General features: G+C 71.0%; 30 protein-coding genes. 15 read left to right on the forward strand and 15 right to left on the reverse strand.

Annotation, left to right across the window (positions count from 1 at the left end):
* The first annotated feature begins 3 nt into the window (after positions 1-3).
* The 9 genes from ACFQE5_RS22385 to ACFQE5_RS22425 all read left to right on the forward strand — a co-directional run bounded on the left by ACFQE5_RS22385 (position 4) and on the right by ACFQE5_RS22425 (position 4,573).
* Positions 4-699 (forward strand): tail fiber protein, encoded by a 696-nt coding sequence (locus tag ACFQE5_RS22385; RefSeq protein ID WP_379587842.1) that lies wholly within the window; start codon positions 4-6, stop codon positions 697-699.
* A 12-nt stretch (positions 700-711) separates the two neighbouring features.
* Positions 712-1,029 carry a hypothetical protein gene (locus tag ACFQE5_RS22390; RefSeq protein WP_379587843.1) on the forward strand — a complete coding sequence of 106 codons (318 nt, stop codon included), beginning with the start codon at positions 712-714 and terminating at the stop codon, positions 1,027-1,029.
* A 406-nt stretch (positions 1,030-1,435) separates the two neighbouring features.
* Positions 1,436-1,762, forward strand: coding sequence for a C40 family peptidase (locus ACFQE5_RS22395; protein WP_379587844.1), 327 nt, complete (start codon positions 1,436-1,438; stop codon positions 1,760-1,762).
* Between the two features lie 49 nt (positions 1,763-1,811).
* On the forward strand, positions 1,812-2,756 hold the full coding sequence (locus ACFQE5_RS22400; protein WP_379587845.1) for a glycoside hydrolase family 16 protein: 945 nt from the start codon (positions 1,812-1,814) through the stop codon (positions 2,754-2,756).
* Positions 2,746-2,952 carry a hypothetical protein gene (locus ACFQE5_RS22405; RefSeq protein WP_379587846.1) on the forward strand — a complete coding sequence of 69 codons (207 nt, stop codon included), beginning with the start codon at positions 2,746-2,748 and terminating at the stop codon, positions 2,950-2,952. Before ACFQE5_RS22400 ends, ACFQE5_RS22405 begins: the two co-directional genes overlap by 11 nt.
* Entirely contained in the window at positions 2,949-3,146 is a 198-nt protein-coding gene (locus tag ACFQE5_RS22410) for a hypothetical protein (RefSeq protein WP_379587847.1), read from the forward strand. Before ACFQE5_RS22405 ends, ACFQE5_RS22410 begins: the two co-directional genes overlap by 4 nt.
* Positions 3,147-3,288: 142 nt before the next feature.
* Positions 3,289-3,504: a hypothetical protein gene (locus ACFQE5_RS22415; RefSeq protein WP_379587848.1), complete on the forward strand. Its 216-nt coding sequence runs from the start codon at positions 3,289-3,291 to the stop codon at positions 3,502-3,504.
* Complete coding sequence (locus tag ACFQE5_RS22420) at positions 3,504-4,295, forward strand: hypothetical protein (RefSeq protein WP_379587849.1); 792 nt, start codon at positions 3,504-3,506, stop codon at positions 4,293-4,295. Before ACFQE5_RS22415 ends, ACFQE5_RS22420 begins: the two co-directional genes overlap by 1 nt.
* 26 nt (positions 4,296-4,321) lie before the next feature.
* Positions 4,322-4,573, forward strand: a complete 252-nt coding sequence (locus ACFQE5_RS22425; protein WP_379587850.1) for a holin — start codon at positions 4,322-4,324, stop codon at positions 4,571-4,573.
* 105 nt (positions 4,574-4,678) lie between these two features.
* Here ACFQE5_RS22425 and ACFQE5_RS22430 read toward each other — a convergent pair whose 3' ends face one another.
* The 11 genes from ACFQE5_RS22430 to ACFQE5_RS22480 all read right to left on the reverse strand — a co-directional run bounded on the left by ACFQE5_RS22430 (position 4,679) and on the right by ACFQE5_RS22480 (position 11,430).
* A complete protein-coding gene (locus ACFQE5_RS22430; protein ID WP_379587851.1) occupies positions 4,679-5,539 on the reverse strand; it encodes a hypothetical protein in 861 nt (286 codons plus the stop codon).
* The gene (locus ACFQE5_RS22435; RefSeq protein WP_379587853.1) at positions 5,536-5,730 is read right to left on the reverse strand and encodes a hypothetical protein; all 195 of its coding nucleotides are present in this window, start codon (positions 5,728-5,730) and stop codon (positions 5,536-5,538) included. Before ACFQE5_RS22435 ends, ACFQE5_RS22430 begins: the two co-directional genes overlap by 4 nt.
* Positions 5,731-5,732: 2 nt before the next feature.
* Positions 5,733-5,969 carry a hypothetical protein gene (locus ACFQE5_RS22440; protein WP_379587855.1) on the reverse strand — a complete coding sequence of 79 codons (237 nt, stop codon included), beginning with the start codon at positions 5,967-5,969 and terminating at the stop codon, positions 5,733-5,735.
* Positions 5,970-6,070: 101 nt separating this feature from the next.
* Positions 6,071-6,757, reverse strand: a complete 687-nt coding sequence (locus tag ACFQE5_RS22445) for a hypothetical protein (RefSeq protein ID WP_379587857.1) — start codon at positions 6,755-6,757, stop codon at positions 6,071-6,073.
* 270 nt (positions 6,758-7,027) lie between these two features.
* Positions 7,028-9,145, reverse strand: a complete 2,118-nt coding sequence (locus ACFQE5_RS22450) for a cell division protein FtsK (RefSeq protein WP_379587859.1) — start codon at positions 9,143-9,145, stop codon at positions 7,028-7,030.
* Positions 9,142-9,318 (reverse strand): hypothetical protein, encoded by a 177-nt coding sequence (locus tag ACFQE5_RS22455; RefSeq protein ID WP_379587860.1) that lies wholly within the window; start codon positions 9,316-9,318, stop codon positions 9,142-9,144. The genes ACFQE5_RS22450 and ACFQE5_RS22455 overlap by 4 nt, the downstream gene beginning before the upstream one ends.
* Positions 9,315-9,617, reverse strand: a complete 303-nt coding sequence (locus ACFQE5_RS22460) for a hypothetical protein (RefSeq protein WP_379587862.1) — start codon at positions 9,615-9,617, stop codon at positions 9,315-9,317. The genes ACFQE5_RS22455 and ACFQE5_RS22460 overlap by 4 nt, the downstream gene beginning before the upstream one ends.
* Positions 9,614-10,285, reverse strand: coding sequence for a DUF2637 domain-containing protein (locus ACFQE5_RS22465; RefSeq protein WP_379587863.1), 672 nt, complete (start codon positions 10,283-10,285; stop codon positions 9,614-9,616). Before ACFQE5_RS22465 ends, ACFQE5_RS22460 begins: the two co-directional genes overlap by 4 nt.
* A complete protein-coding gene (locus ACFQE5_RS22470) occupies positions 10,282-10,506 on the reverse strand; it encodes a hypothetical protein (protein ID WP_379587865.1) in 225 nt (74 codons plus the stop codon). The genes ACFQE5_RS22465 and ACFQE5_RS22470 overlap by 4 nt, the downstream gene beginning before the upstream one ends.
* The gene (locus tag ACFQE5_RS22475; protein ID WP_379587868.1) at positions 10,503-11,171 is read right to left on the reverse strand and encodes an NUMOD4 motif-containing HNH endonuclease; all 669 of its coding nucleotides are present in this window, start codon (positions 11,169-11,171) and stop codon (positions 10,503-10,505) included. The genes ACFQE5_RS22470 and ACFQE5_RS22475 overlap by 4 nt, the downstream gene beginning before the upstream one ends.
* Before the next feature lie 22 nt (positions 11,172-11,193).
* The gene (locus ACFQE5_RS22480; protein ID WP_379587870.1) at positions 11,194-11,430 is read right to left on the reverse strand and encodes a hypothetical protein; all 237 of its coding nucleotides are present in this window, start codon (positions 11,428-11,430) and stop codon (positions 11,194-11,196) included.
* Between the two features lie 149 nt (positions 11,431-11,579).
* Here ACFQE5_RS22480 and ACFQE5_RS22485 point away from each other — a divergent pair, with 149 nt between their 5' ends.
* Both ACFQE5_RS22485 and ACFQE5_RS22490 read left to right on the forward strand, forming a co-directional pair.
* The gene (locus tag ACFQE5_RS22485) at positions 11,580-12,686 is read left to right on the forward strand and encodes a phage antirepressor KilAC domain-containing protein (RefSeq protein ID WP_379587872.1); all 1,107 of its coding nucleotides are present in this window, start codon (positions 11,580-11,582) and stop codon (positions 12,684-12,686) included.
* A gap of 697 nt (positions 12,687-13,383) precedes the next feature.
* Positions 13,384-13,509, forward strand: a complete 126-nt coding sequence (locus ACFQE5_RS22490; RefSeq protein WP_379587873.1) for a hypothetical protein — start codon at positions 13,384-13,386, stop codon at positions 13,507-13,509.
* Between the two features lie 142 nt (positions 13,510-13,651).
* Here the strand turns inward: ACFQE5_RS22490 and ACFQE5_RS22495 are convergent, their stop codons facing one another.
* Together ACFQE5_RS22495 and ACFQE5_RS22500 are read right to left on the reverse strand one after the other, a co-directional pair.
* Positions 13,652-14,290 (reverse strand): DUF6518 family protein, encoded by a 639-nt coding sequence (locus ACFQE5_RS22495; protein WP_379587875.1) that lies wholly within the window; start codon positions 14,288-14,290, stop codon positions 13,652-13,654.
* A gap of 524 nt (positions 14,291-14,814) precedes the next feature.
* A complete protein-coding gene (locus tag ACFQE5_RS22500) occupies positions 14,815-15,345 on the reverse strand; it encodes a hypothetical protein (RefSeq protein ID WP_379587877.1) in 531 nt (176 codons plus the stop codon).
* A 168-nt stretch (positions 15,346-15,513) separates the two neighbouring features.
* On the opposite strand from ACFQE5_RS22500, the gene ACFQE5_RS22505 reads away from it, so the two are divergent.
* Together ACFQE5_RS22505 and ACFQE5_RS22510 are read left to right on the forward strand one after the other, a co-directional pair.
* A complete protein-coding gene (locus tag ACFQE5_RS22505; RefSeq protein ID WP_379587878.1) occupies positions 15,514-16,719 on the forward strand; it encodes a sensor histidine kinase in 1,206 nt (401 codons plus the stop codon).
* Positions 16,720-16,730: 11 nt separating this feature from the next.
* Complete coding sequence (locus ACFQE5_RS22510; RefSeq protein ID WP_379588080.1) at positions 16,731-17,405, forward strand: response regulator; 675 nt, start codon at positions 16,731-16,733, stop codon at positions 17,403-17,405.
* 57 nt (positions 17,406-17,462) lie between these two features.
* Here the strand turns inward: ACFQE5_RS22510 and ACFQE5_RS22515 are convergent, their stop codons facing one another.
* Both ACFQE5_RS22515 and ACFQE5_RS22520 read right to left on the reverse strand, forming a co-directional pair.
* The gene (locus ACFQE5_RS22515) at positions 17,463-18,170 is read right to left on the reverse strand and encodes a class I SAM-dependent methyltransferase (protein WP_379587880.1); all 708 of its coding nucleotides are present in this window, start codon (positions 18,168-18,170) and stop codon (positions 17,463-17,465) included.
* A 35-nt stretch (positions 18,171-18,205) separates the two neighbouring features.
* Positions 18,206-18,532 carry an ArsR/SmtB family transcription factor gene (locus ACFQE5_RS22520; protein ID WP_379587881.1) on the reverse strand — a complete coding sequence of 109 codons (327 nt, stop codon included), beginning with the start codon at positions 18,530-18,532 and terminating at the stop codon, positions 18,206-18,208.
* Between the two features lie 92 nt (positions 18,533-18,624).
* Here ACFQE5_RS22520 and ACFQE5_RS22525 point away from each other — a divergent pair, with 92 nt between their 5' ends.
* Positions 18,625-20,595 (forward strand): heavy metal translocating P-type ATPase, encoded by a 1,971-nt coding sequence (locus ACFQE5_RS22525; protein WP_379587882.1) that lies wholly within the window; start codon positions 18,625-18,627, stop codon positions 20,593-20,595.
* A 38-nt stretch (positions 20,596-20,633) separates the two neighbouring features.
* A partial coding sequence (locus ACFQE5_RS22530) for a cbb3-type cytochrome c oxidase subunit I (protein WP_379587883.1) occupies positions 20,634-21,457 on the forward strand: 824 nt, incomplete at its 3' end.

The raw sequence follows: 21,457 nt of genomic DNA on the forward strand, positions 1-21,457 counted from the left end.
CGGATGGCTGACGATCGCCCGGCCGAATCCGAGATCGAGAAACTGGCCCGGGTCGAGCGGGAGCTGACCGACCTGCAGTCGACGATCATGGCGCGGGTGGCGCGCCGCCCCACCGGGGACATCGAGCCGACCCTCCGCAAGACCCCGAAGCCGGACACCCTGTTTCTGCAGGGCCAGACGGTGTCCCGCACCACGTATGCGGGGTTGTGGCAGTGGGTGCAGGACCAGGGCCTGGTGATGGCCGGGCTGTTCACGTCGGGGGACGGGTCGACGACGTTCGGGCTGCCCGACTTTCGCGGCCGGGTACCGGTCGGGGTGGGCACCCTCGGCAGCGACACGTACACGCTGGGCCAGCTGTTCGGGGAAGCCCGGGTCACGCTGACCACCGCCGAGATGCCCTCGCACGGGCACAGCGTGTCCGCGTCGACCAACTCGGCGGGCAGCCACAGCCACGGCGGGGGCACCGGCTCGGGCGGCTCCCACGGCGGCCACAACTACCAGACGTTCGGCACCGCGGGCGGTTCCCAGTTCCCGACCTCGCAGGGGTCCGGATCGTCGGACGGCAGCCACAGTCACAGCATCAGCAGCGACGGCAGCCACAGCCACAGCGTGAACGTGTCGCAGAGCAACGCCGGTGGGGGCGGCGCTCACGAGAACCGGCCCCCGAGTGTCGCGATCAACTGGGCCATCTGGACGTAACGGGAGGGTGGCGTGGCCATCGAGCTGACCGACGAGATCCGGCAGGCGGTGCACGACGAGGACTGCGCCACCCAAGGCCACGACCTGGATGTGTCCGGGGCGATGACCGGGCACGGCGGTCCGCCGACCAACGGGCGGTGGGAGGTGCGCGGCCCGGACGGGCAGATCGCGCACCTCGCCTGCCGCCGCTGCGGCCGGGTGTGGCTGCTGATCGAGGACGCCGGCCGCGGCTACACGGACGCGGTCACGAGGCTGAAGGCTCGGGTGAAGGATCCGGCGTGGGTGCAGCCTTTGCCCCGCCCGACCATCCCGACGCCGCCCGCCAGCTGACCGGTACTCGCAGTCCTCCCCGTCCGTCTGGATGTCGTGGATCAGGGGGAGATGAGCGATGGCTGGCCGGCACAGAAAGCGCACCCACCCGATCCAGAGGGTGGTCAAGGGTTCGGCGCTCGCCGCCGCTGCTGTCATAACAACGGCGGTGGTGGGCGGGTGGCCGACCAGGGGGGCGGCGGTGGCGGGTGGGGAGGCCCCCACCGCCGCATCCTCGGCCCCGACGGTGGTCGCACCGTCCACTGTGGTGCCGCCGACGGCGACCACGCTGTCTCCGCCGTCGAGCTCGACTCCGCCGCCGACCGCCACCGTCAAACCGGCACCACCGAGGACGTCGAAGTCGAAGCCGTCGCCCGCCACGCGGAAGCCGGCCCCGCCCGTGTCGTCGGCGTTGGGGGATCGGATCGTGGCCGCCGCCCGCGGCTGGGCAGGAACGCCCTATCTGTGGGGCGGAAACACCCGATCCGGTGTGGACTGCTCGGGCCTGGTGCAGCAGGTGCTCCGCTCGGTCGGGGTGTCGGCGCCGCGCACTTCGGCGCAGCAGGCCGCCTGGACCATCCGCATCCCCGCCGCCCAAGCAAGACCAGGTGACCTGGTGTTTCTCGGCTCCCCGGTCCATCACGTAGGCATCTACGTGGGCAACGGCCGGATGATCGACAACAGCCATCCGGGCACCGTCGTGCAGGAGCGCCCCCTCTACCGGGGCTCGTTCTTCGGGCGCATTCCCAGCTGACCCGCCGCCCCTGCCTGTCCTTTGTGTTCACCCACCCCGAGGGGGTTTCGTGTCCTGTTCTCGCCTGCCCGCCACCGTCGGCGTGCTGCTGGCCGCTGTGCTGGCCCTGACTGGCTGCCGCGTGACTGGTGGCTCGACCCAGGTCGACACCGGCGATGGCTGCACCGAGATCACGATGCCGTCGATCGACGTGTCCGCGCCGTCGGCGCCGGCCACGCTGCCCGGGGTGGTGCTGGCGCCGTGCCCCACCACCCCGCCGCCGGCCCCCACCACTGAGCTTCCCGCGCCGACCACCGCGCCGACGACGACCTCGCCGCCTGCGACGACACCACCACCTGCCGGGGATCCCACCTCGGCGGCCGTGCAGCGCGGCTGGGGCACCCCGGTCGGTGGGGACGAGTTTGACTACGTCGGCGCGCCCGACCCGGCCAAGTGGTACCCGTACGACGGCCCCGGGCACGCCGGCAACGGCATCCGTACCCCCGACGCGTTCTCCGTCAACGGTGAGGTGCTGCGGGTGCACGGCGACGCGACCGGCCGCACCGGCGGCATGGAGTACACGTCTGGTCAGTACTTGGGCCGGTGGGAGGCCCGCATGAAGGCCCCGGCCGGGGACGGCGCCTACCACCCCATGCTCCTCCTGTGGCCCGACGCCGAAGACTTCCCGGTCGGCGGCGAAATCGACTACGCCGAAATCTTCCGCGGCGACCGACAGTCGGTGAACTTCTTCCTGCACTACGGCGCGGACAACTCGCAGACCTACACCCAGAACCACCCGGTCGACGCCACCGCCTGGCACAACTACGCCGTCGAATGGGCCACCGAATGCGTCACCGGGTGGATCGACAACGTGCAGTGGTTCCAAGACTGCAACCCCGACCACATTCCGCCGCGGTCGATGCACCCGACGATCCAGCTCGACGGATTCAACGGCAACGGGCCCTACATCCCGTCCGACATGTACGTGGATTGGATCCGCCAGTATGCGCTCTGACCTCGACGACGACCACGACCGGCTCGTCCGGGTCGAAACCAAACTGGACACGCTGCTGCAGCGGCTTGACCCGATGCTGCAAGACCACGAATCGCGGATTCGGAAGCTCGAGCAGAAGGTGTGGGTGGCGTGTGGGGCGGCGATCGCGGGTGGTGGCGCGGCCGGAACGGTGGCGTCGTTCCTGATCGGGTTGTGAGCGGCCCGGACGTCGCTTATGCGGCGACCCGCTGCCCGGACACGGTGGTGGAGGCGGAGCGGCTGCTGCGGGACGGGATGGCGGCTGCGCTGTCCTGCTCGCCCAGCGAGATCGATGTGGTGGTGGAGCCGTTCCTTGCCGGTGCACGGCTGCGCGGGTTCTGGATGCCCCGAACTGATCGGAGAGCCCTGTGACCGTGTGCCGGTGCGGGCATCCCCGCGACGTTCACCGCCACCTGCGGCCCGGCTCCGACTGCGGCGCCTGTGGGCCCCATGTGTGCCCGCGCTGGCGACCGCGCCGGTGGTGGCATCCCCAATCTCGATCCGGGAGGTAGCTGTGGACAGTCCGATCTACCGGCAGTTGTCCGGGGAGACGCTGATCGATGTCCCCGAGTACGGGCCCGCGCACACGGTCGCGCTCCCGCCGGTCGGCTACCCGGATCCGGGCCCGGAGCTGCACACCTATCCGGTGGCGGTGACCGCGGGGGAGCAGGACCACTCGGATCCGTGGCGGTGGGCCGGTGACGAGGCCGATGCGCCGGGGGAGGTGTGATGGGCTGGCGGAACTGCCAGGCCAGCATGACGCTGGTCGCCGAGATCAACCAGCGGTGGCCGGGCCGCGACAAGGGCAGCGACGGCACGATCGGCGATGCTGCGCACGCGTCACGGCAGAGCGACCACAACCCGTGGGTCAAGCTCGACGGTGTCGGCGTGGTGCGGGCCCGAGACATCGACAAGGACGGCATCGACGCCCCCTGGCTGGCCGAACATCTGCGCAAGCTTGGCGCCGCTGGTGACCCGCGGCTCGCCCCCGGCGGGTACGTGATCTTCAACCGGCGGATCACCAACCCGGACTTCCGGTCGTGGCGCGCCTACACGGGGTCGAACTCGCACACCTCGCACATCCACGTCAGCTTCTCGACCGTGCCGGCCGGGTTCGACTCGACCGCCCCGTGGGGCATCGCGACGGCCCCGGGACCGCGGCCCCGACCAGCCCCCGCCCCGCGACCGACACCTGTGGAGGACGACGTGTCCGTGCAAAACATCCTGCTCGACGGGACCGGCGAGATCACCGTTCGGCTCCCGGTCGGCAACGGCGCCATCGCGACGTCGCGGGCGTGGATCTCCGCCAACCTCCGCTCCGGGGCGACCAGGCCGGGTCGGGTGCGCTGGTGGTTCCAAGGCGCGTCGGCGGGGATCTCGCGTCGGGATTGGACCGAGCTGCGTGTGGTGGACGGGCTGTCGTCGGAGGTCACCGACGAACTCCCACCCGGCACCCGCAAGATCAACATCCAGTACGAGATGCCCGACGGCGGCACCGTCTGCCTCGAAGCCATCCGCTAGTAGCCAACACATCGGAGGGATAACCCATGCTGTCTGCCGCATTCTGGGTGGCCGCGCTCGAACGCGCCGTGAAGACGGCTGCCCAGTCGCTGCTGTCGCTGTGGCTGGTCGGTGACGTCGCATTCAACCTGCTGTCCATCGACTGGGGCACCGCGGCCGGGGTGGCCGCCGGGGCGGCGGTGATCTCGCTGCTCACCTCGATCGTCTCCGCCCCGGTGCGCGGTGACGGCACCCCGTCGCTGGTCGGGGAGGGTGCCCCACGCCACGCCGCCCCGTAGCGTTCGTCCGCTCCCCACGCGAAAGCCCCCCGAGCCCGATTGGGCTCGGGGGGCTTTCGTTGTTTCTGGGCCCCCGCGGGGGCGGGACGACACGGCTTGCCCGCGTCATCGCCTCCACACGTTGACGCGCTCCCGCTGCAGCAGCGGCGCCCCGTCCGGGCCCTTGACGTAGGCCGGGACCCAGATCCGCCGGTGCTGCTGCACCGATGGGCGCCACGCGTTTTTCCAGTGCCCGCGCACCACCCACCGGTGCCGGTAGGTGCGCCCCGGCTCCTCGGGCTCGCGGTCGGGATCCGGGGGCCGGTAGAGGTGGCGGAGGTCGACGATCGTGACCTCCGGGGCCGGGCGGGCGGCGCGGGCGTAGGCGCGGGTGATGCGCCGGTCGATCGGTGCGGGTGTCCGGTCGGCGAGGGTCGGCTGCTGCATCAGCTGCCACGCCGCCCACACCGTGGTGGCGATCGTGCGCACCCGGGCGGGGATGTCGCCGACGGGCTGCGGCTCGACGGTGACGGGCAGGACCTCCCCGATCATCGGCAGCAGCGGCGGCACCTCCTCGGGATCGAGCCATACCCCGCCGCGGGCCGCGGCGGCCGCGAGGTGGCTGCGGTCGAGCCACAGCCACAGCAGCAGCCCCCCCGGCGCGGGCCCCCACGACACGGCGGCCACCGGGGCGGCGGTCGTGGGGTCGAGCTGGAGCTGTCCCATGCCGCCGTCGGCGACGAGCAGCCCCATCCCGGCGTGGCGGTCCTGCGCGGACCAGCGCACGGTGTCCAGGTCGGCGGCGGCGGACACGGCGAGCGCGGTCATGTCGGCGGACATCCAGTACAGCTCGCCGTGCAGGTGGCGCGCGGTGAGCTCAGCGACGTCGGCGGGCAGCTCGACGTGGCGCCGGAGCGTACTGGTCGGGTCGGCCAGCAGCGTCGCGGCGCGGTCCCGGACCCGCGGCAGCAGCGACGGGCGAATCATGTCGGGGTGTCGCGGGTGGTCTTGACCAGCTTGTACACGCCATCCCGGGTCATCCCGGCCGCCTCGGCGATGGCGGTGCGGGGGAGCCCGGCGGTGAACGCGGCGGCCACGGCGGTACGCCGCCGAGCCTCGGCCTGGGCGAGGTGCTCGGCGGCGGCGCGGACCTCCGCGAGAAGGTCATCGGCGGACATGGTCAGGCCCGCTCGACGTCGACGATCCAGTAGCCGCGCTCGACGTCGGTGGGGTCGCCGGTGACGCGCCAGTCGTGGTCGGCCAGCAGCTCGACGGGGTCCACGCCGTCGTGGAGGGTGTAGCGGGCGATCTCATCGGCGCCCAGGCCCTCGTCGTCGCGGGTCATGACGATGACCTCGGGGTCGCCGAGGGCGGCGGCGTCGGTGGTGATGATGTGGGCGGCGGCGGTGGTGGTCATCGAGGGCTCCTCGGGGTGTCGGTCCGTCCTGCTGATGTAGACAACTCTATACGAATCTGTAGAGAGCTGTCTACATTTCTCACTCGAATGGACCAACGCGGCTACCTCGGCGTCATCGTCCAACCACCGTCGGCGGTGATCTGCACCAGCGCTGCCTCCGACCCGCGCACCGGGAACATCACCGTTCCGTCGAACCGTCCGATCTCGTTGACCGGCAGGTCTGGCGCCACCAGGCTGTCGGTCATCACCCACACCGCGAAGTTGCTGGTCCCGTTGTGGGTGAGATGGACCGTGTCCGGGCCCGTGCTGTACAGCACGACCTCATCTCCGGTGCCGGAGACCGCCTGCCCCGGGGCGGCCCGCCGGGCTAGCGACAGGTCTCCGACGATCAACTTCCAGTCACCCTTCGCGGTGACCTGCACCCGCGACGTCTCATCGCCGCGTGCCCCGATCCAATGCTGCCCGCCGTACGGGCCGATCCTGTTGACGATCAGGTTGTCGATCCGGGCGTCGGTCTTCACGATCGTGTTCCCGGTGCACTTGGGGCAGGAGAACACGATGATGCCGAACCCGACCGGCTGCTGCAGGTCGACGACGTCGGGCCCGGTGCCGGTGAAGGTCTGCATGGGTGCTGGTGGCGGGGTCGCCGGGGCGGCGGCGGTGGCGGGTGTCCACGGCGGCGGGAACGTCGGCGACACAACCGACGAGGCTGGTGTCGAGACGCCGCTCGAGCAGGCGGCGGCCAGCACGGCGAGCACAAGCACGAGCAAGCCACGGAGGGCACGCATCATCAGTCTCCAGTGGGTAGGCGGGTGTTTGATCGTCGTCTGTCACATCTGTCGTGTTACGACCCGTGACCGGATCGTCACCAAGGGGCCTTTCGTCGCGCCCGAGGCAAGTTAGCTCAGCGTGTCCGGGTTAGGTTTCTCACCCGGCCCTACTCGGCCGCCTATCGCATGGCTGACCTGCGGAAAGTTAGCCGCGGCGGCGAGTTACCCCCGCCCGTCGCGCGACCGCGCCCAGCCTCGGGGAGCGGTTCGCGCGGGCCGACCCGGATCTCACTCGCCGTCCAGATCGGCGGTCGCCCGACGTACGAGCGCGGCCCGAACCGCGGCCGGATCGACCGGCCACCGGTTGCCCGTCGAGGCCACCTTCACCCCGTACACGTCGCGCAGCCGCTCCCGCAGCGCCTTGCCGGTCAGCGTCCGGTACGGCGCCCAGCCCGGCGCGTGGTCGCGCAGCAGCGCCGGCACATCGGCCACCGGCACCGGCTCGGCACCGAGCACGGCGTCCAGGTCCTCGAGGAGATCCCGTGGCGCCTGCATCATCGGCCGGTTGCCACCCGGGACGCCCTTGCCGCGGCGCTCGATCGCGGCCATCGCCCGTTCGATGATCGGGGTGACCTGATCCCCGGCCGGGTCGTCCTTGTCGACCGACAGGAAGTACACCTGCACGATCTCCGAGCGCTGCCCGGTGAAGCCCTTCACCACTGCGGTGCCGATGTCGGTGCCCGGGATGAGGTCGGTGGCCCGGTGCCCGGCCCGGTAGGCGCCCTGCCCGAGCAGCGCATCGTTGGGGACGTGGTCACCGACCGCGAAGGCGATCCCGTTGGAGCAGTTGCGGGTCACGTCGCGGGGCATCGAGTCCTTCGTCGGGGCCTGCGTGGACACGATCAGGTGGATGCCGCGTTTGCGGCCCAGCCGCACGATGTCCACCAGCAGCTTCGATACCTCGGCGCCGTGGGTTTCGTGCTGGATCGCCACGTGCGCCTCCTCGATCAGACACACCAGCGGGTGCAGGCCGACCCCCTTGGCCGCGTATTCGCGGGTCACCGCGGGGATCTCGTAGCGGACCAGCAGCTCCCCGCGGGCCTGCACCTCGGCGTGCAACTCCCGCAGATGCTCGCAAATCTCGGCGATCTTCTCGTCCTCGGCGCCCATCACGTAGCGGGAACACCGCGGCCGGAACGCCTCGAAGTCGTAGTTCGCGTCCGGCACCCAGATCCGCAGCTCGACGGTCGGGTCAAGCGCACAACCGGCGACGATCGCACGGGCCGCCGAGGACTTGCCCTGCCCGGGCATCCCGCCGGTGAGGGTGTTGCGTTCCATGATCGGCGCGACGACCGGCTCACCACGCAGGTTCCGCCCGAACGGCACCCCCTTGAACACGTCGACGTGACCGGCACCCAGCAGCGGGTACGGCCCGGCGCCCTCGGCGAGCGCACCCTTGTCCGCCACCCACAGATCGAGGATGCCGGCCTCGGAGCCGGTGGTCGGCCACACCTCCTTGGCCAGCCGGTGCAGCCCGGTGGCGAGGTCGGCGCGGCGGCGGGCGATCTTCTCCGCGGTGACCCCGGCGGGTAGTCGGATGACGGCGTGGGTGCCGCGGCCGTCGACCCTCGCGGGGGTGAGGAACTGCAGCGGGGTACCGGCCTTGAGGTAGGCGGTGATCTGCGGGATCCGTAGCGCCTCCAGAGCGCGGGCGATGGTGGTCTCGTCGACCGTGAGGTCGGTGTCACCGTCGGCGGAGGTGGCTAGCCACGCCGGCGGGGTGCCGCGCCGCTGCCCCTCCCGCCACGCCGCGGCGACGAGCAGCAGCGGCGCCGCCACCATGAGCGGGGTCCACGCCAGCGACACCGCGGTGAAGACCCACCGGATCACGTCGAGGGTGCCGGTGATGATGTCGGCGAACCGGCCCGCCCCGGACAGCTGCACGAACACCCCCAGCGCGATCACCAGCCCAACCAGCCCGGCGAGCGCGCCGACGGCGGCCTTGACCCCCCCGAGCGCGAGGGCGGGCACGTCCATGAGTGTCTGGTGGCGGGCCTTGGCGGCCCGCTCCCGCCGGTCCACCCACTCGGCCAGCGCCTCCCGATCCCCCGCGGCCTCCGCCGCGCGGATCTGCCGCCGGTACACGCCCATCGTGGACGCGTCGTAGGCCCGCGACACCCATGATGTGAACCCGGCGGCGACCAGCACCCCCGCACCGATCACCGTGCGGGTGGTGCGGGCGGGCGCGGTCTGCGCCTCCCGCAGCGTGGTCACCAGGTGCACCACCCGGGACCGCGCCCGGGCCGGTGTGGTGTCGTCGACGACCTCGGCGTCGATCACCGCAGGCTGGTCGTGCTTGCGCAGGTCCACGACACCACCCGGCCGGTCTGTGCTCGGCTCGGTCACCGTTTCTTCCTCTTGCGTTTCTTGCGGGGGACAGGCGTTAGGACGAGGGTCATACGGCCGCGCTTGTCGCGCTGAAAGATCCCGCCCACCAGCGTCTTGGTGGGCTTGCCGAACGCCGCCACCAGCAGCACCGCCACCACGAGCGACAGTGCGAGCGCGGCGCCCCCACTCACCGCGCCCACCCCCGCCCATCGAGCGGGAGAATCTCGCCGTCGACCACCACGGGCGGGCGCCCGGCCTCGAGCCGCGCGTGGTGGTGGACGTGCCGGACGGTCACCGTGTGGTCGTGGCGGACGACCACCACGACCGGCCCGCCCGGCGCGAGCTCCTCGTCGCGGTCCGGGACAGCGAGCGCGGTCCCGACCGGTCGCGGCTGCGGGTGCCGGCACCGGCCCCGCCCCCACACCAGCGCCACCGGGACGGCGATCGCGGCCCACCCACCGACCAGGGCGATCACCTCGGCGGGGGTCACGACGCCACCCCGGTTCCGTTGGTCTCCCGCGTGCGGGCGAGCAGCTGCCGTGCCTCGTGTTCGCTGATTCCCAGCTCGCGGGCCAAACGGCGGCGCCCGGCACCGCCGGCGATTAGCCGAGCGGCCCGATCACCCGGCTGGTCACCCGGGTCTCCCACCTCGTCGCCCGTGGGTGGGGCGGTCTCCCAGAAGCGGGACAACCCGTTGCCGTCGAGCAGCTCCGCCCACTCCCGGTCCGCGTCATCCGCTTCGACGGGATCGACCGGCGAGTCCTCAACGGTCAAGGTGGCCCGCCCGACCAGCACCGCGAGATGCCACCCGGCCCCGACGACGGCTGGGGCGATGGCCCCGACCACCACGGCCGCCCACCACGGTGGCGCAGCCCCGGCGGCGTGCAGGCCGTGTTGGGCGGCGTTGCCGGCGACGGTCAGGGTCAGCAGCGACCAGGTCATCGTTCGTGCCCACCGCGCCGCATCCTCAGGCACCCGGCGGGACAGCCACACCGCGCACGACACCGCCGCGCCGGCGTCCACGACGACGGGCAGCAGCCAGGCGAGATGCGGGCCGATCCCGACGGCGAGCGCGAGCGATCGCAGCCCGTCGAACGACAGCACCGCGGCCGCGGCGAGCACGACCGCAAGCCCCGCCCACATCACCGCGCGGGTCATCGGATCTCCAAGGTCAGGAGCGCGCCGACCGGTACACGGAGCTGCTCACCGCGGCCGTTGGTGAGGACGAGGTCACCGGCGTGGACCTCCACGTCCAGATACCAGGCGGACATGCGGCGGGTGCGCATGATGCCGTCGTCGCCGCGGTGGTGGATGAGCGCGACCCGCTCCGGCACGGCGACACCGACACGGCGGGCGGCGCGGAAGAGGCGGCGGATCACCGCACACCCCCGCCCGGGCGGGCGGCGGCGCGTGCTCGATCGAGCGTCAGCTTTGGGTTTGCTGGTCCAGGTATCGGCGGTGCCAGAACCGGATCAGGGGCCATGATCTGCGCGTAGTGACGATCGGACTCCACCTGGAGATCCAAAACGACCCCCTGCTTCTGGTAATAGTGCAGCTGCGCTTTCGCTCGATTGCACGCGCGGCACCATCGAATCCCCTGCTTCGCGCGACCCGGTACAAGATTTGGTGGCACCAGTCGGTGGTTTCGGGGGCAGACACGACGGGTGGCGTACCCGTGGCGGCCGTGACGGATCGAGTCATCCTGGTTTTCGGCGGGCGTCCCGTAGCGCAGGTTCTCCAGATGGTTGTTCGACGGATCGCCATCCCAGTGGAGGATCTCCATACCATGCGGGCGAGGCCCGACGAATGCAGCCATCACAGCCGAGTGGACGGTGGTAGGTCTTCTACGCGCCCGGAACGCCAGGTACCCACCTGTGATCGGGTAAGGAGTCAGCAGCCGTCCCCGGACTCGCCGCATGAACCCGTTCTTGTGGATGAGGATCCTGTCGAGCGAGCGCACTCTGCCTCGATCTGAGACCTCGTACTCACCCTCGAACCCAACAACTGGGAGCCAGCGTTCGCGGCCGGGCGCCTGACCGGCCATCAGAGGCTTCCGCCGCGTAGCGCTACTGAGTTTCGAGGTACCGCTTGGCCCAGCGGCGGGCGTTGCCGTGCGGGATACCGGTTTCTTGTTCGATCTGCCGCCAGGACAGGCCACGGCTGCGCATGGCGACCATCAGCTCGCCGCGCTCGAACTCGATTGCGGCGCGGTCGCCAACTCGTCTGGCACGTTCGATGAGCTCGGGCAACGGAACCTCCGACAGCGGCGCGGGCGACGTGCCTCCGTCGGTGGGTGTTGCCATGGCATCGAACCCTACTGGGAGCTGATCTGGTCGCCATGTTCATAGTGTGCCAGAATGGCACACCTGGAGTCACCAGGCAAAAGGACGGCCCCCGGCGGTGCTGACGACACCAGCCGAGGGCCTCAGATCCACTGAACAGGAGTGGACCCATGGGAAGTTTGGCGTACCCACGCCGCGATGTCGCCTCAACCACTCGGCTGCGGCCGGGTGACCTGCCGCCGCAGGTCCTCATCGCCCCGCACTGCGACGGGGACGACTGGGTGTTCGAGCCGGGCGGCCCCACGATCTGGCTGTCCGGCCACCTCGACGACGCCGACCTGTGTCTCGCGTTCGCCGCCGCCCTCGACACCTACACCACCCACGTTCGCGAGACCGGAGGTTCCGTCGTGCCCGAGATCGAGCAGCCCCACCACCCCGGGTCGTCGCCGTTCGACGCGATCCGCCGCACTGACGGGTCGGGGGAGTGGTGGTCGGCGCGGGACCTTCAGCCGATGCTCGGATACAGCAAGTGGGAGCGGTTCGTCGACGCGATCGAGCGGGCTCGGGTAGCTGCCGTGAACGCTGGTGGAGATCCCGACCGGGCGGCTTCCCGGCTCCGGGAATCCGTCACGACCAGCGGAAACGCTCCCGACACCTTCCGGATCAACTACCGCCTGACCCGCTATGGCGCCTACCTGGTCGCGATGAACGGGGACCCGCGCAAGCCGGAGATCGCCGCCGCGCAAACCTATTTCGCGGTGAAGACCCGGGAGGCCGAGACGGCGGTCCCTGCGCAGCGGCTGCCGGACATCACCACCCCCGAGGGTGTGCTCGCGATGGCCGAGCAGTTCGCCGCCACCGCCCGCCAGCTGGTGGCCGAGCGAGCGAAGGTGGCCGAGCTCGAACCCCCGGCCCGCTCGTGGCACACCCTCGCCGCGGCGACAGGCGACTTCTCGGTGGCCGACGCCGCCAAGATCCTGTCCCGCGACCCTAACATCCGGTTGGGTCGGGACCGGCTGTTCACGATCCTGCGCGGGCTGCGCTGGTGCTACCGGCAGACCGGCGACGGCCGTAACCGCGCCTACCAGACCGCCGTCGAGGCCGGACGGCTGTCGGAGCTGCCGTCGTCGCACTACCACCCCCGCACCGGGGAGCTGGTGCTGGACGCCCCGCAGGTGCGGGTGACGGTGAAGGGGCTGGGCTGGCTGCACCGGCATCTGGGTGGGGTCGCCCCGCTGGCGCTGCCGGAGACGGCTGAGCCGCTACCGCTCGGCTAGCCGTCGCGATCTTGGAGTAGGTGTGGGCTGACCGCGTTCACACTTACTCCACACAAACTTTCCGTCGCCGATCCGTATTTGATTCGAATCGTGTCGACTGGCTCCGACCTGCGCCGATCGTGTTGACGAAGGCGCAGGTCAGAGCCCTGTCGAGCGCTGCGGACGAATACCGAATCATGCCGCTGATCGGGCCAAGCACTCGCAGGGTTACTGGTTCGAGTCCAGTCGGAGGAGCTTCCCCCCAGGTCAGCGGCCTAGCCGAAGATCTTCCGTTCGCACCGGTCCGCGTTTACTCCGCGAAAACCGCCGCCAGCGCCGCGGCCGCCGCTTCCCCGACCGCCCGCCGCCCGATGTAGTGCTCCAACGTCCGCAGGTTCGCGTGGCCGATCTGGTCAGCGATACCCGGACGGCCGGGTCGTGATCGTCCCGCTGCACCGCTCCCTCGCCCGCGGCAGGCGGGGCTGAGCGCCGCGGATTTCTCGGCCTCCTCGGCTGAGGGCACCGCTTACCTCCCGCTACCTGTGGCGGAGACCGGCACACGAGCGGGACCGTTTCAAGATCGATGGGTTCGGCCCGACACGCCGGGGCTGAGGTACGGCGGGATGGGTACGGAGTGTGATGACTGTTGAGGCTGTGACGACACGGCATCGAAGAAGGAGGCCGGCGCGCCGGAGACAGGCGCACAAGAACCGCGGAGATGACTGAGCACCTCGGGCACGCCAAGCACGCCGACCAGCCAGGTCGTGAGGGTATGAACGTCCGCAATGGATCGCGGGCGGAGGCGGTGGTCTCCGATGTGGTGGGCGAGTCGAGGTTGGCATGACGTCCACTTGATCAGGAATTCGTTCCGCATCGCATCGAAGCGTGATGGGGGCGCGTTGGAGAAAGATCTGAGGCCGATCTACGCGGCGGGGACAGACCCCGGAAAACTACATCACCGTCACTCCAACTGAACGGCATTGGGGTTAGCTCAGGGCGATGTTGCCGATGCTGCGGTAGGCGAAGAGGAACGCGGCGGCGATGATGATGGTGCCGGTGACCGCGATTGCGACGGATTGGGCTCCTCGGATGCGTCGAATGAGCATGCCGAGGAGCAGTGCGGCGCCGACGAGGCCGATGATGGTCCAGTAGGTGGGGTCGGTGGTGTCGCGGACGGTGGTGAGGCCGTAGACGGCTTCTCCGATTCCGATGCCGGCGAGGACTGCGGTGCCCAGCGCCGCGCGTAGGTCGTTGGCGCGCAGCCATGAGGCCGCGGCGCCCACGAAGGGGCCAGCGAGGATGCCGATGACGGAGAACATCAGCGGGTTGTAGTAGGCGCCGCGGAATTCGGAGGCGGCGGTGTATCCCAGCACGAGGAGGACGAAGCTGACGGCGCCCAGTGCTGCTGCGGTGCCGACTGGTGACCGCGACCAGTAGACGAGCAAGGCTGTGAGCACGGTCCAGCCGCTGGCGGAGTTGGCGATGGGTGCTGCGGCGTCCGGCAGGAATCCTTGGGCGTAGGCGGTCAAGCCGCCGAGGACGAAGCTCAGGACCGCGACGATCGCGGCTCGTTTGACCGTGGCAGAAGTGGAGCCGGTGCGCTGGACGTCGGACAGTTCGCTCACCGGATCACCATAGGCATGACTGAGGCGATGGAATCATGACACGTCGTTCCCGCCGTCGTATCCGCCGGAGTCGCGTGAGCGGGCGGTCCGGATGGGTCGCCGAGATCCGGGACGACCACGACTCGCTGCATCCTCACGGCCGCTTCGGCTGTGTCGCGTCGGTGCCACGATGATCACGTCCGGCCGGGTTCGCTCCTTTCTTCGGTGCCTGCCGCGGTGGGCTGACCGTCCAACTGAGGCGTGCCCGCTCCGGGCAATGCGGAGGAGGAGCGGAAGATCCGGAAGTTGGCTGCCGTCTGGCGCGTCGCGAGGCCGTCTGACCTGGGGCAGACCGGGAGCACGGCCTTACGCCTGTGTGCGAAGCGTCGCCATCAGCACCGGACCTCGATGATGCGGATCCGCGCGGCGAGAAGGTCCTGGTAGGTCGACTGCCCCTGTCTCCCCGCGCACGGCGCCGGCGACGATGTCCGCCACCCAGAGGTGACTCGACGCGGGACCGGACCCCGGCTGCCCGGCACGGATGGTCAGGCAGGAAATGTCGCGAGCACCCAGAGAACGGCGGCGAGCACGGCGGCCCGCAGCAGGCCGCCGCCGAGCTGGGCCAGGGGGATCACCCCGAGGAAGTAGACGGGCAGCGCCGCGGCCAGCGGGCGGGGCAGCACCCGACGGCGCCAGCATGCGACGGCGAGGCCGATCAGCCCGACGAGCACGGCGGCGTTCGCGACGATCGCCACGGGGCCGAAGAACTCCGGGTCGCTGCCGTTGATGTTGCTGGCCGTGGCCCCGACGGCGAGCAGCGCGTTACCTGCCGCGACGCTGATGCCGGGCCACCGCGTTCCGGCACGCTGGGCGAGTACGAGCCACAGCGGGATCGCCGCCACGAGCGCCACGGCGAACAGGCTCAGCACGACGTGGGTCGCGGTGTCGTGGGTCGCGAGCCCGGAGTCGGTACGGGACAGTTGCAGCGCGCCGATCACCCCCTCCACCGCGGCGGCGCCGATGGCGGTGACCCGAACGACGGGGCGCAGGGGGGTGCGGGACTCGGTGGTGCTCACGGGGTTCGTCCTTTCCGGCCCCGGTCGCTCCGGAGCTCCCCGAGAGCCTGCGGCCGGATCGGGAACGCGCACATCGTCCGCGACGCGCCGAACGGTCCGACTTCGGGCGCCCCGCGGGTACGACCTGAGTCGGACGTCAGCGGCCGTCCGGCCCTTTATCGTGATCGTGTGGATCCCGTCACGGCGCTGGCCAGGCCGCCGACCCGCCCTCGGTGGGTCGAGTACGTGATGGCCGCCGCGCTGCTGGTGTGGGCCGTGTTGGAGGCGCTGGTCTCGGGCGGTGAGTGGCCCGTGGAGGTCCTCGTCGCCGCGATCTGGTCGCTTCCGGTCGTGCTGCTGCGGATCGCCCCGGGACCCGGGCTGGCCGTGGTTCTTGCCGTGTTCCTGGGTCACGCGTTGTCCGGGCCGGAGCTGCTGCCGGGGGCGATGCCGCTGCCGTCGATCCTCCTGCTGGTTTTCGGCGCGGGGTTGTGGATGGCCAGCGCGGTCTGGTCGGTGTCCTCGGTCGTCGCGGCGGCGGCCACCGTCCTGGGGGTGCAGGCGTTCGGCTACTACGCGGCGGACGGGGCGGGCCAGTACCTGGTCGGGGTGTTCTTCATCGTCGGAGCCTGGACAGCGGGCCGGATGATCCGGCGCCGGGCCGTTCAGCTGCGTCGCGCGCACGAGGCGGCGGCGCGGTCCGCCCAGGAGGCGGTCGCTGCCGAGCGGCGACGGATCGCGCACGAGCTGCACGATGTCGTCGCACACGCGGTGTCGGTGATCGCGGTGCAGGCGGGTGCGGCGGAGGACCTGATGGAGTCGCATCCCGAGCGTGCCCGGGTGCACCTCGGGCATGTGCGACACGGCGCGCGCGAGGCGATGACGGAGATGCGCAGGCTCCTCGAGGTGCTGGACCCGGACACGCTGCAGGTCGGCCCGAGTGCGTCGCGCGGTGGCACCGCGGTGGAACGGGACCCGTTGCCCGGCACCGACCGGATCGACGAGCTGGTGGATCAGACCCGGGCGGCGGGGATCGAGGTCGAGGTGTGCCAGGAGGGCGCGTTCCGGCCATTGCCTGCGGCGCTTGACCTGGCCGTCTACCGGGTCGTGCAGGAGGCGTTGACGAACGTGCGGCGGCACTGCGCGGGCGGGCGGGCCGTCGTCGTGCTGCGCACGAGCATCGACGCGGTGGAGATCGAGGTGCGCAGCACCGGAGGGAACGGTCCGGTCGCGCGGACGGGCGGAGGCGCGGTGGCGGTGGCGGCGGGTGGGCGCGGGCTCGCCGGCATGGCCGAACGCGTCCGGGTGTTCGACGGCGAGGTCGAGGCGGGCCCGCGCGGGGACGGCTTCGTCGTCCATGCTCGGCTGCCGGTGGGCACCGAGGCGGATGCGTGAGCGCCGGGGAGATCATCCGCGTGCTGATCGTCGACGATCACGAGCTGATTCGCTCCGGCCTGGCGGGCATGCTCGGCGCGCGGGAGGACATCGAGGTACTCGGCGAGGCTTCGGACGGCGCACAGGGGGTCGACGCGTGTGCCCGGCTGCGCCCGGACGTGGTCCTGATGGACGTGCGGATGCCGGTGCTCGACGGCATCGAGGCGACCCGGCGGATCCGCGCGCTGCCGGCCCCTCCCCGCGTGCTCGTGCTCACGACGTTCGACCTCGACGAATACGCCTACCAGGCGCTGCGCGCCGGGGCCGACGGCTTTCTGCTGAAGGACACCCCACCGGCGCGCATCGCCGATGCCGTCCGCATCGTGTCGGCCGGTGAGGCGCTGCTGGCGCCGGCGCTCACCCGCAGGCTCGTCGAACGGTTCGTGCGCCGGCCCGGCCCCGGTGAGGCGGCGACCCGCCTTGCCGCGCTCACCGAGCGGGAGACCGAGGTGCTGCGCCTGGTCGCGCGAGGCCTGTCGAACGCCGAGATCGGCACCACGCTCTACGTCAGCGAGGCCACCGTGAAGACCCATCTGACCCGGACCTTCGCCAAGCTCGGGCTGCGGGACCGGGTCCAGGCCGTGGTGTTGGCCTATGAGACGGGCCTGGTCGAACCCGGCCCCGCGACGGACACCACCCGAGAGTGATCGGCGTGTGGGAACGGGCAGCCGCGAGGAGCGCGGTCCCCGCCGCCGATCCGCTGATCACGGGGTAGCGGCCGAACCGAGCGTCGGAGGCGTCGACGCCGGGGCGGTGGCCGAGCCGAGCACGTGCGGGACGGTGGGCAGCGTGATCCGGATATCGGGGAACCGGAATCGGCGTAGGCGCGTGATCTCGAATCCGGCGTCGCTGATCAGGGCGGTGGTGTCGACGGCGGTGTGGCAGCCCCCGGCCAGCCGCGGCCAGACGGTGGCGTCGATGATCCGTTGCGTGGCCCGGAGAGCGGGTGTCTCGGCGAGCGTGTGCTCGAGGAACCGCAGCTGCCCGCCGGGCCGTAGCACGCGGATCAGCTCGGCCAGCATCGCGGGGCGGTCGTCGACCGAACACATCACCAGGCACACCACGGCGGAGTCGGTGCTGTGGTCGGGCAGTGGCAGCCGGTCTGCCGTGCCGGGCAGCACCCGGACCTGCACCGGGGCCGTCGTGCTTGCGCGCAGCGCGAGGGCCCGCAGGTAGGGTTCGGGCTCCACGGCCGCGACGTCGGTGACGGTCGTCGGATAGTGAGCGAAGTTCATCCCGTTCCCGCAGCCGATCTCGACCACGTTCCCGGTCAGGCCCTCGAGCAGCTCGCGTCGCAGCGGGGCCATGCCGCCGGCCTCCATCTGCTTGCTGAGCCGGGCGTAGCAGCGGCTGAACACCGGTCGCGGACGATCAACCTGCGGTGCGGAGGGCGTCGGGTCGGGTACGGACATGGGTCGAGTTTCCCACCGCTGCCCGCCCGAGCTGCTCATTCGCCGGAACGGACCGGGTCGCCCTGGGTCAGCGCCTCGGCGAGCAGCCGTTGGACCTGGGCATCCTCGGCGGAGTAGTAGACGAACGTCCCTTGACGGCGGCCGCGGACGAGCCCGGCCAGCCGCAACTTGGACAGGTGCTGGCTGACGGCGGTCGGTGCCGCATCGACCAGCTCGGCCAGACAGGCCACCGACGTCTCGCCTTGCGACAACGCCCAGAGGATCTTGATCCGGGTGGGGTCGGACAGCAGCCGGAACGCGTCCGCCGCGAGGTGAACCTGCTCGTCGTCCGGCATCCGGAAGTCCGGCAGCGAGTCGTGCACAGTTCGAGGCTATCCGGACCGCTGTACATATGGCCACCTGTCCAGTCAGTAAGCTATATGCGTATCTGTGTGGATAGATATATAGTGCGCCAGTGGTACTGACGCAGACCGATCGAGTTCGCGCGCTCCCTGCTCCGCGGCGACTCGTGGCCCGGTTGTGGGATCTGCCGGAGGTGCGCTGGGCGGCGACGGCCACCCTGCTGTTCGCGATGGGCGCTTCGGCCCAGCTGGGCGAGGCGCCGCCGCCGGTGTGGTGGACGCTGTACCTGGCCTGTTACGTCACCGGCGGGTGGGAGCCCGCGCTGGCCGGCCTGACGGCGCTGCGGGACAGACGCCTCGACGTCGACCTGCTGATGATCGTGGCCGCGATCGCGGCGGCCGCGATCGGGCAGGTCTTCGACGGCGCGCTGCTGATCGTCATCTTCGCGACCTCGGGCGCGCTGGAGTCCGTCGTGACGCGCCGGACCGAGGATTCGGTGCGCACGCTGCTCGAACTGGCGCCGGAGCGGGCCAGCCGGCTGCGGGCGGACGGTACGGAGGAGTCGGTCGATCCCGTGGACCTGGCGGTGGGCGACATCGTGCTGGTGCGCCCCGGCGAGCGGGTCGGCGCCGATGGCGCGGTGGTCGACGGGGTGAGCGAGGTCGATCAGGCCACGCTCACCGGGGAGCCGCTACCGGTGCTGAAGCGACCCGGTGACGAGGTGTTCGCCGGCAGCGTCAATGGCACCGGCGCGCTGCGAGTGCGGGTTGGCCGGGTGGCCGCGGACTCGGTGGTGGCCCGCATCGGTGCGCTGGTCGAGCAGGCCTGCGCCACCAAGGCCAGGACCCAGCTGTTCATCGAACGGATCGAGCAGCGCTACTCGGTCGCGGTCGTCGTGGGGACCCTGCTGCTGTTCACGGTCCCGCTGGCCCTCGGGGCGGCGTTCGAGCCCACCCTGCTGCGCGCGATCACCGTCATGATCGTCGCGTCGCCCTGTGGGGTGGTGCTGGCCACCATGCCGCCGCTGTTGTCGGCTATTGCGAACGCGGGGCGGCACGGCCTCCTGGTCAAGTCGGCGGTGGTGCTGGAGCAGTTCGGTCACGTCAGCGTGGTGGCCTTCGACAAGACCGGCACGCTGACCGAGGGCACCCCGCGGGTCACGGAGATCGAGCCGGTGCCGGCCGCGGGCCTCGGCGTCGAACGGGTTCTCGCGCTGGCGGCCGCCGCCGAGAGTCCGAGCGAGCATCCCATCGCCCGAGCGGTGGATGCTGCCGCCCGCGACCGCGGCCTGTGCCTCACCGGCGCCGAGGGCTTCGGCTCCGTTCCTGGTGAAGGAGTCCGTGCCCGCGTCGACGGTCATCGGGTGCAGGTGGGCGCCCCCGCTCTGCTCGACGTCGTCTCCGCACCCGGCGACGCGACCGAGCAGGCCCAGGCCCTCGTCACGCGGCTGGAGACCGCGGGACGCACCGCGGTCGTCGTGCTCGTCGACGGCACACCCGCCGGGGTGCTCGGAATCGCCGACCGGCTGCGCCCCGACGCCCGCGCCGCCGTCGCCGTCCTCACGCGGCTGACCGGGGCCTCGCCGGTGCTGCTCACGGGGGACAACGACGTCGCCGCCCGTCGGCTGGCCGCCGAGGTGGGCATCACCGACGTGCGGGCGGGGCTGCTTCCGGCGGACAAGGTCGACGCCGTCAAGGCCCTGCAGGCCGACGGACACCGGGTGCTCCTGGTCGGCGACGGCGTCAACGACGCTCCGGCGATGGCCGCCGCCGACCTGGGTGTCGCGATGGGCAGGCGCGGTTGCGACCTCGCGCTGGAGGCGGCGGACGCGATCGTCGTCCGTGATGAGCTCGCCACCGTGCCCGCGGTGATCGCCCTGTCCCGGCGGGCGCGCCGACTCGTCGGCGTCAACCTCGCCATGGCTGCCGGCGCCATTGTCGCGCTGGCCGTGTGGGGTGTCGCCGGGACGTTGCCGCTGCCGGTCGGCGTGGCCGGTCACGAGGGCTCGACCGTCGTCGTCGGGCTGAACGGGCTGCGCTTGCTGCGGGCCGCGGCATGGCGCCGGGCCGCCGCCGGGCCATGATATAGAGGATATGTCTCCTTTTTATTAGACTCCCGGCCATGGGGACCAACGGCTCGACCGAGACAGGGGGCGGGGCCGGCCGAGCGCAGGTGGCCGTCGCGCCGACGCCGATCACCACCCGCCCATACCCGGCCCGGCCGGTGCGCAAGGGCAGCCGGTTGCTGTGGATGATGCGCACGACCGACCCCAAGGACATCGCGATCCTGTACCTGGTCACCTCGTTCGGGTTCTTCATGGCCGGCGGGCTGATGGCGCTGCTGATGCGCGCCGAGCTCGCCGTACCCGGACTGCAGTTCCTGTCGACCGAACAGTTCAACCAGATGTTCACCATGCACGGCACCATCATGCTGCTGCTGTACGCGACACCCATTTTGTTCGGTTTCGCCAACTACATCGTGCCGCTGCAGATCGGCGCCCCGGACGTGGCGTTCCCACGACTGAACGCGTTCTCCTACTGGTTGTTCCTGTTCGGCGGACTCACGGTGTTGGCGGGCTTTCTGACGCCCGGTGGCGGGGCCGATTTCGGTTGGTTCGCCTACGCCCCCCTACACAACGCCGTCTACTCCCCGGGTGTGGGCGGTGACCTGTGGGCCATGGGCCTGATCGTCGCCGGGCTGGGCACGATCCTCGGTGGCGTCAACTTCGTGACGACCATCGTGTGCCTGCGCGCACCCGGAATGACCATGTTCCGGATGCCGATCTTCACCTGGAACATCTTCGTGACGGTGCTCCTGGTCCTTGCCGTGTTCCCGCCGCTCACCGCGGCGCTGTTCGGTATCGAGATCGACCGGCACCTCGGCGGGCACGTGTTCGACCCGGCCAACGGCGGCGCGATCCTGTACCAGCACCTGTTCTGGTACTT

Origin of the sequence: Pseudonocardia hispaniensis, from assembly GCF_042658695.1 — a bacterium.
Classification (GTDB): Bacteria; Actinomycetota; Actinomycetes; order Mycobacteriales; family Pseudonocardiaceae; genus Pseudonocardia; species Pseudonocardia hispaniensis.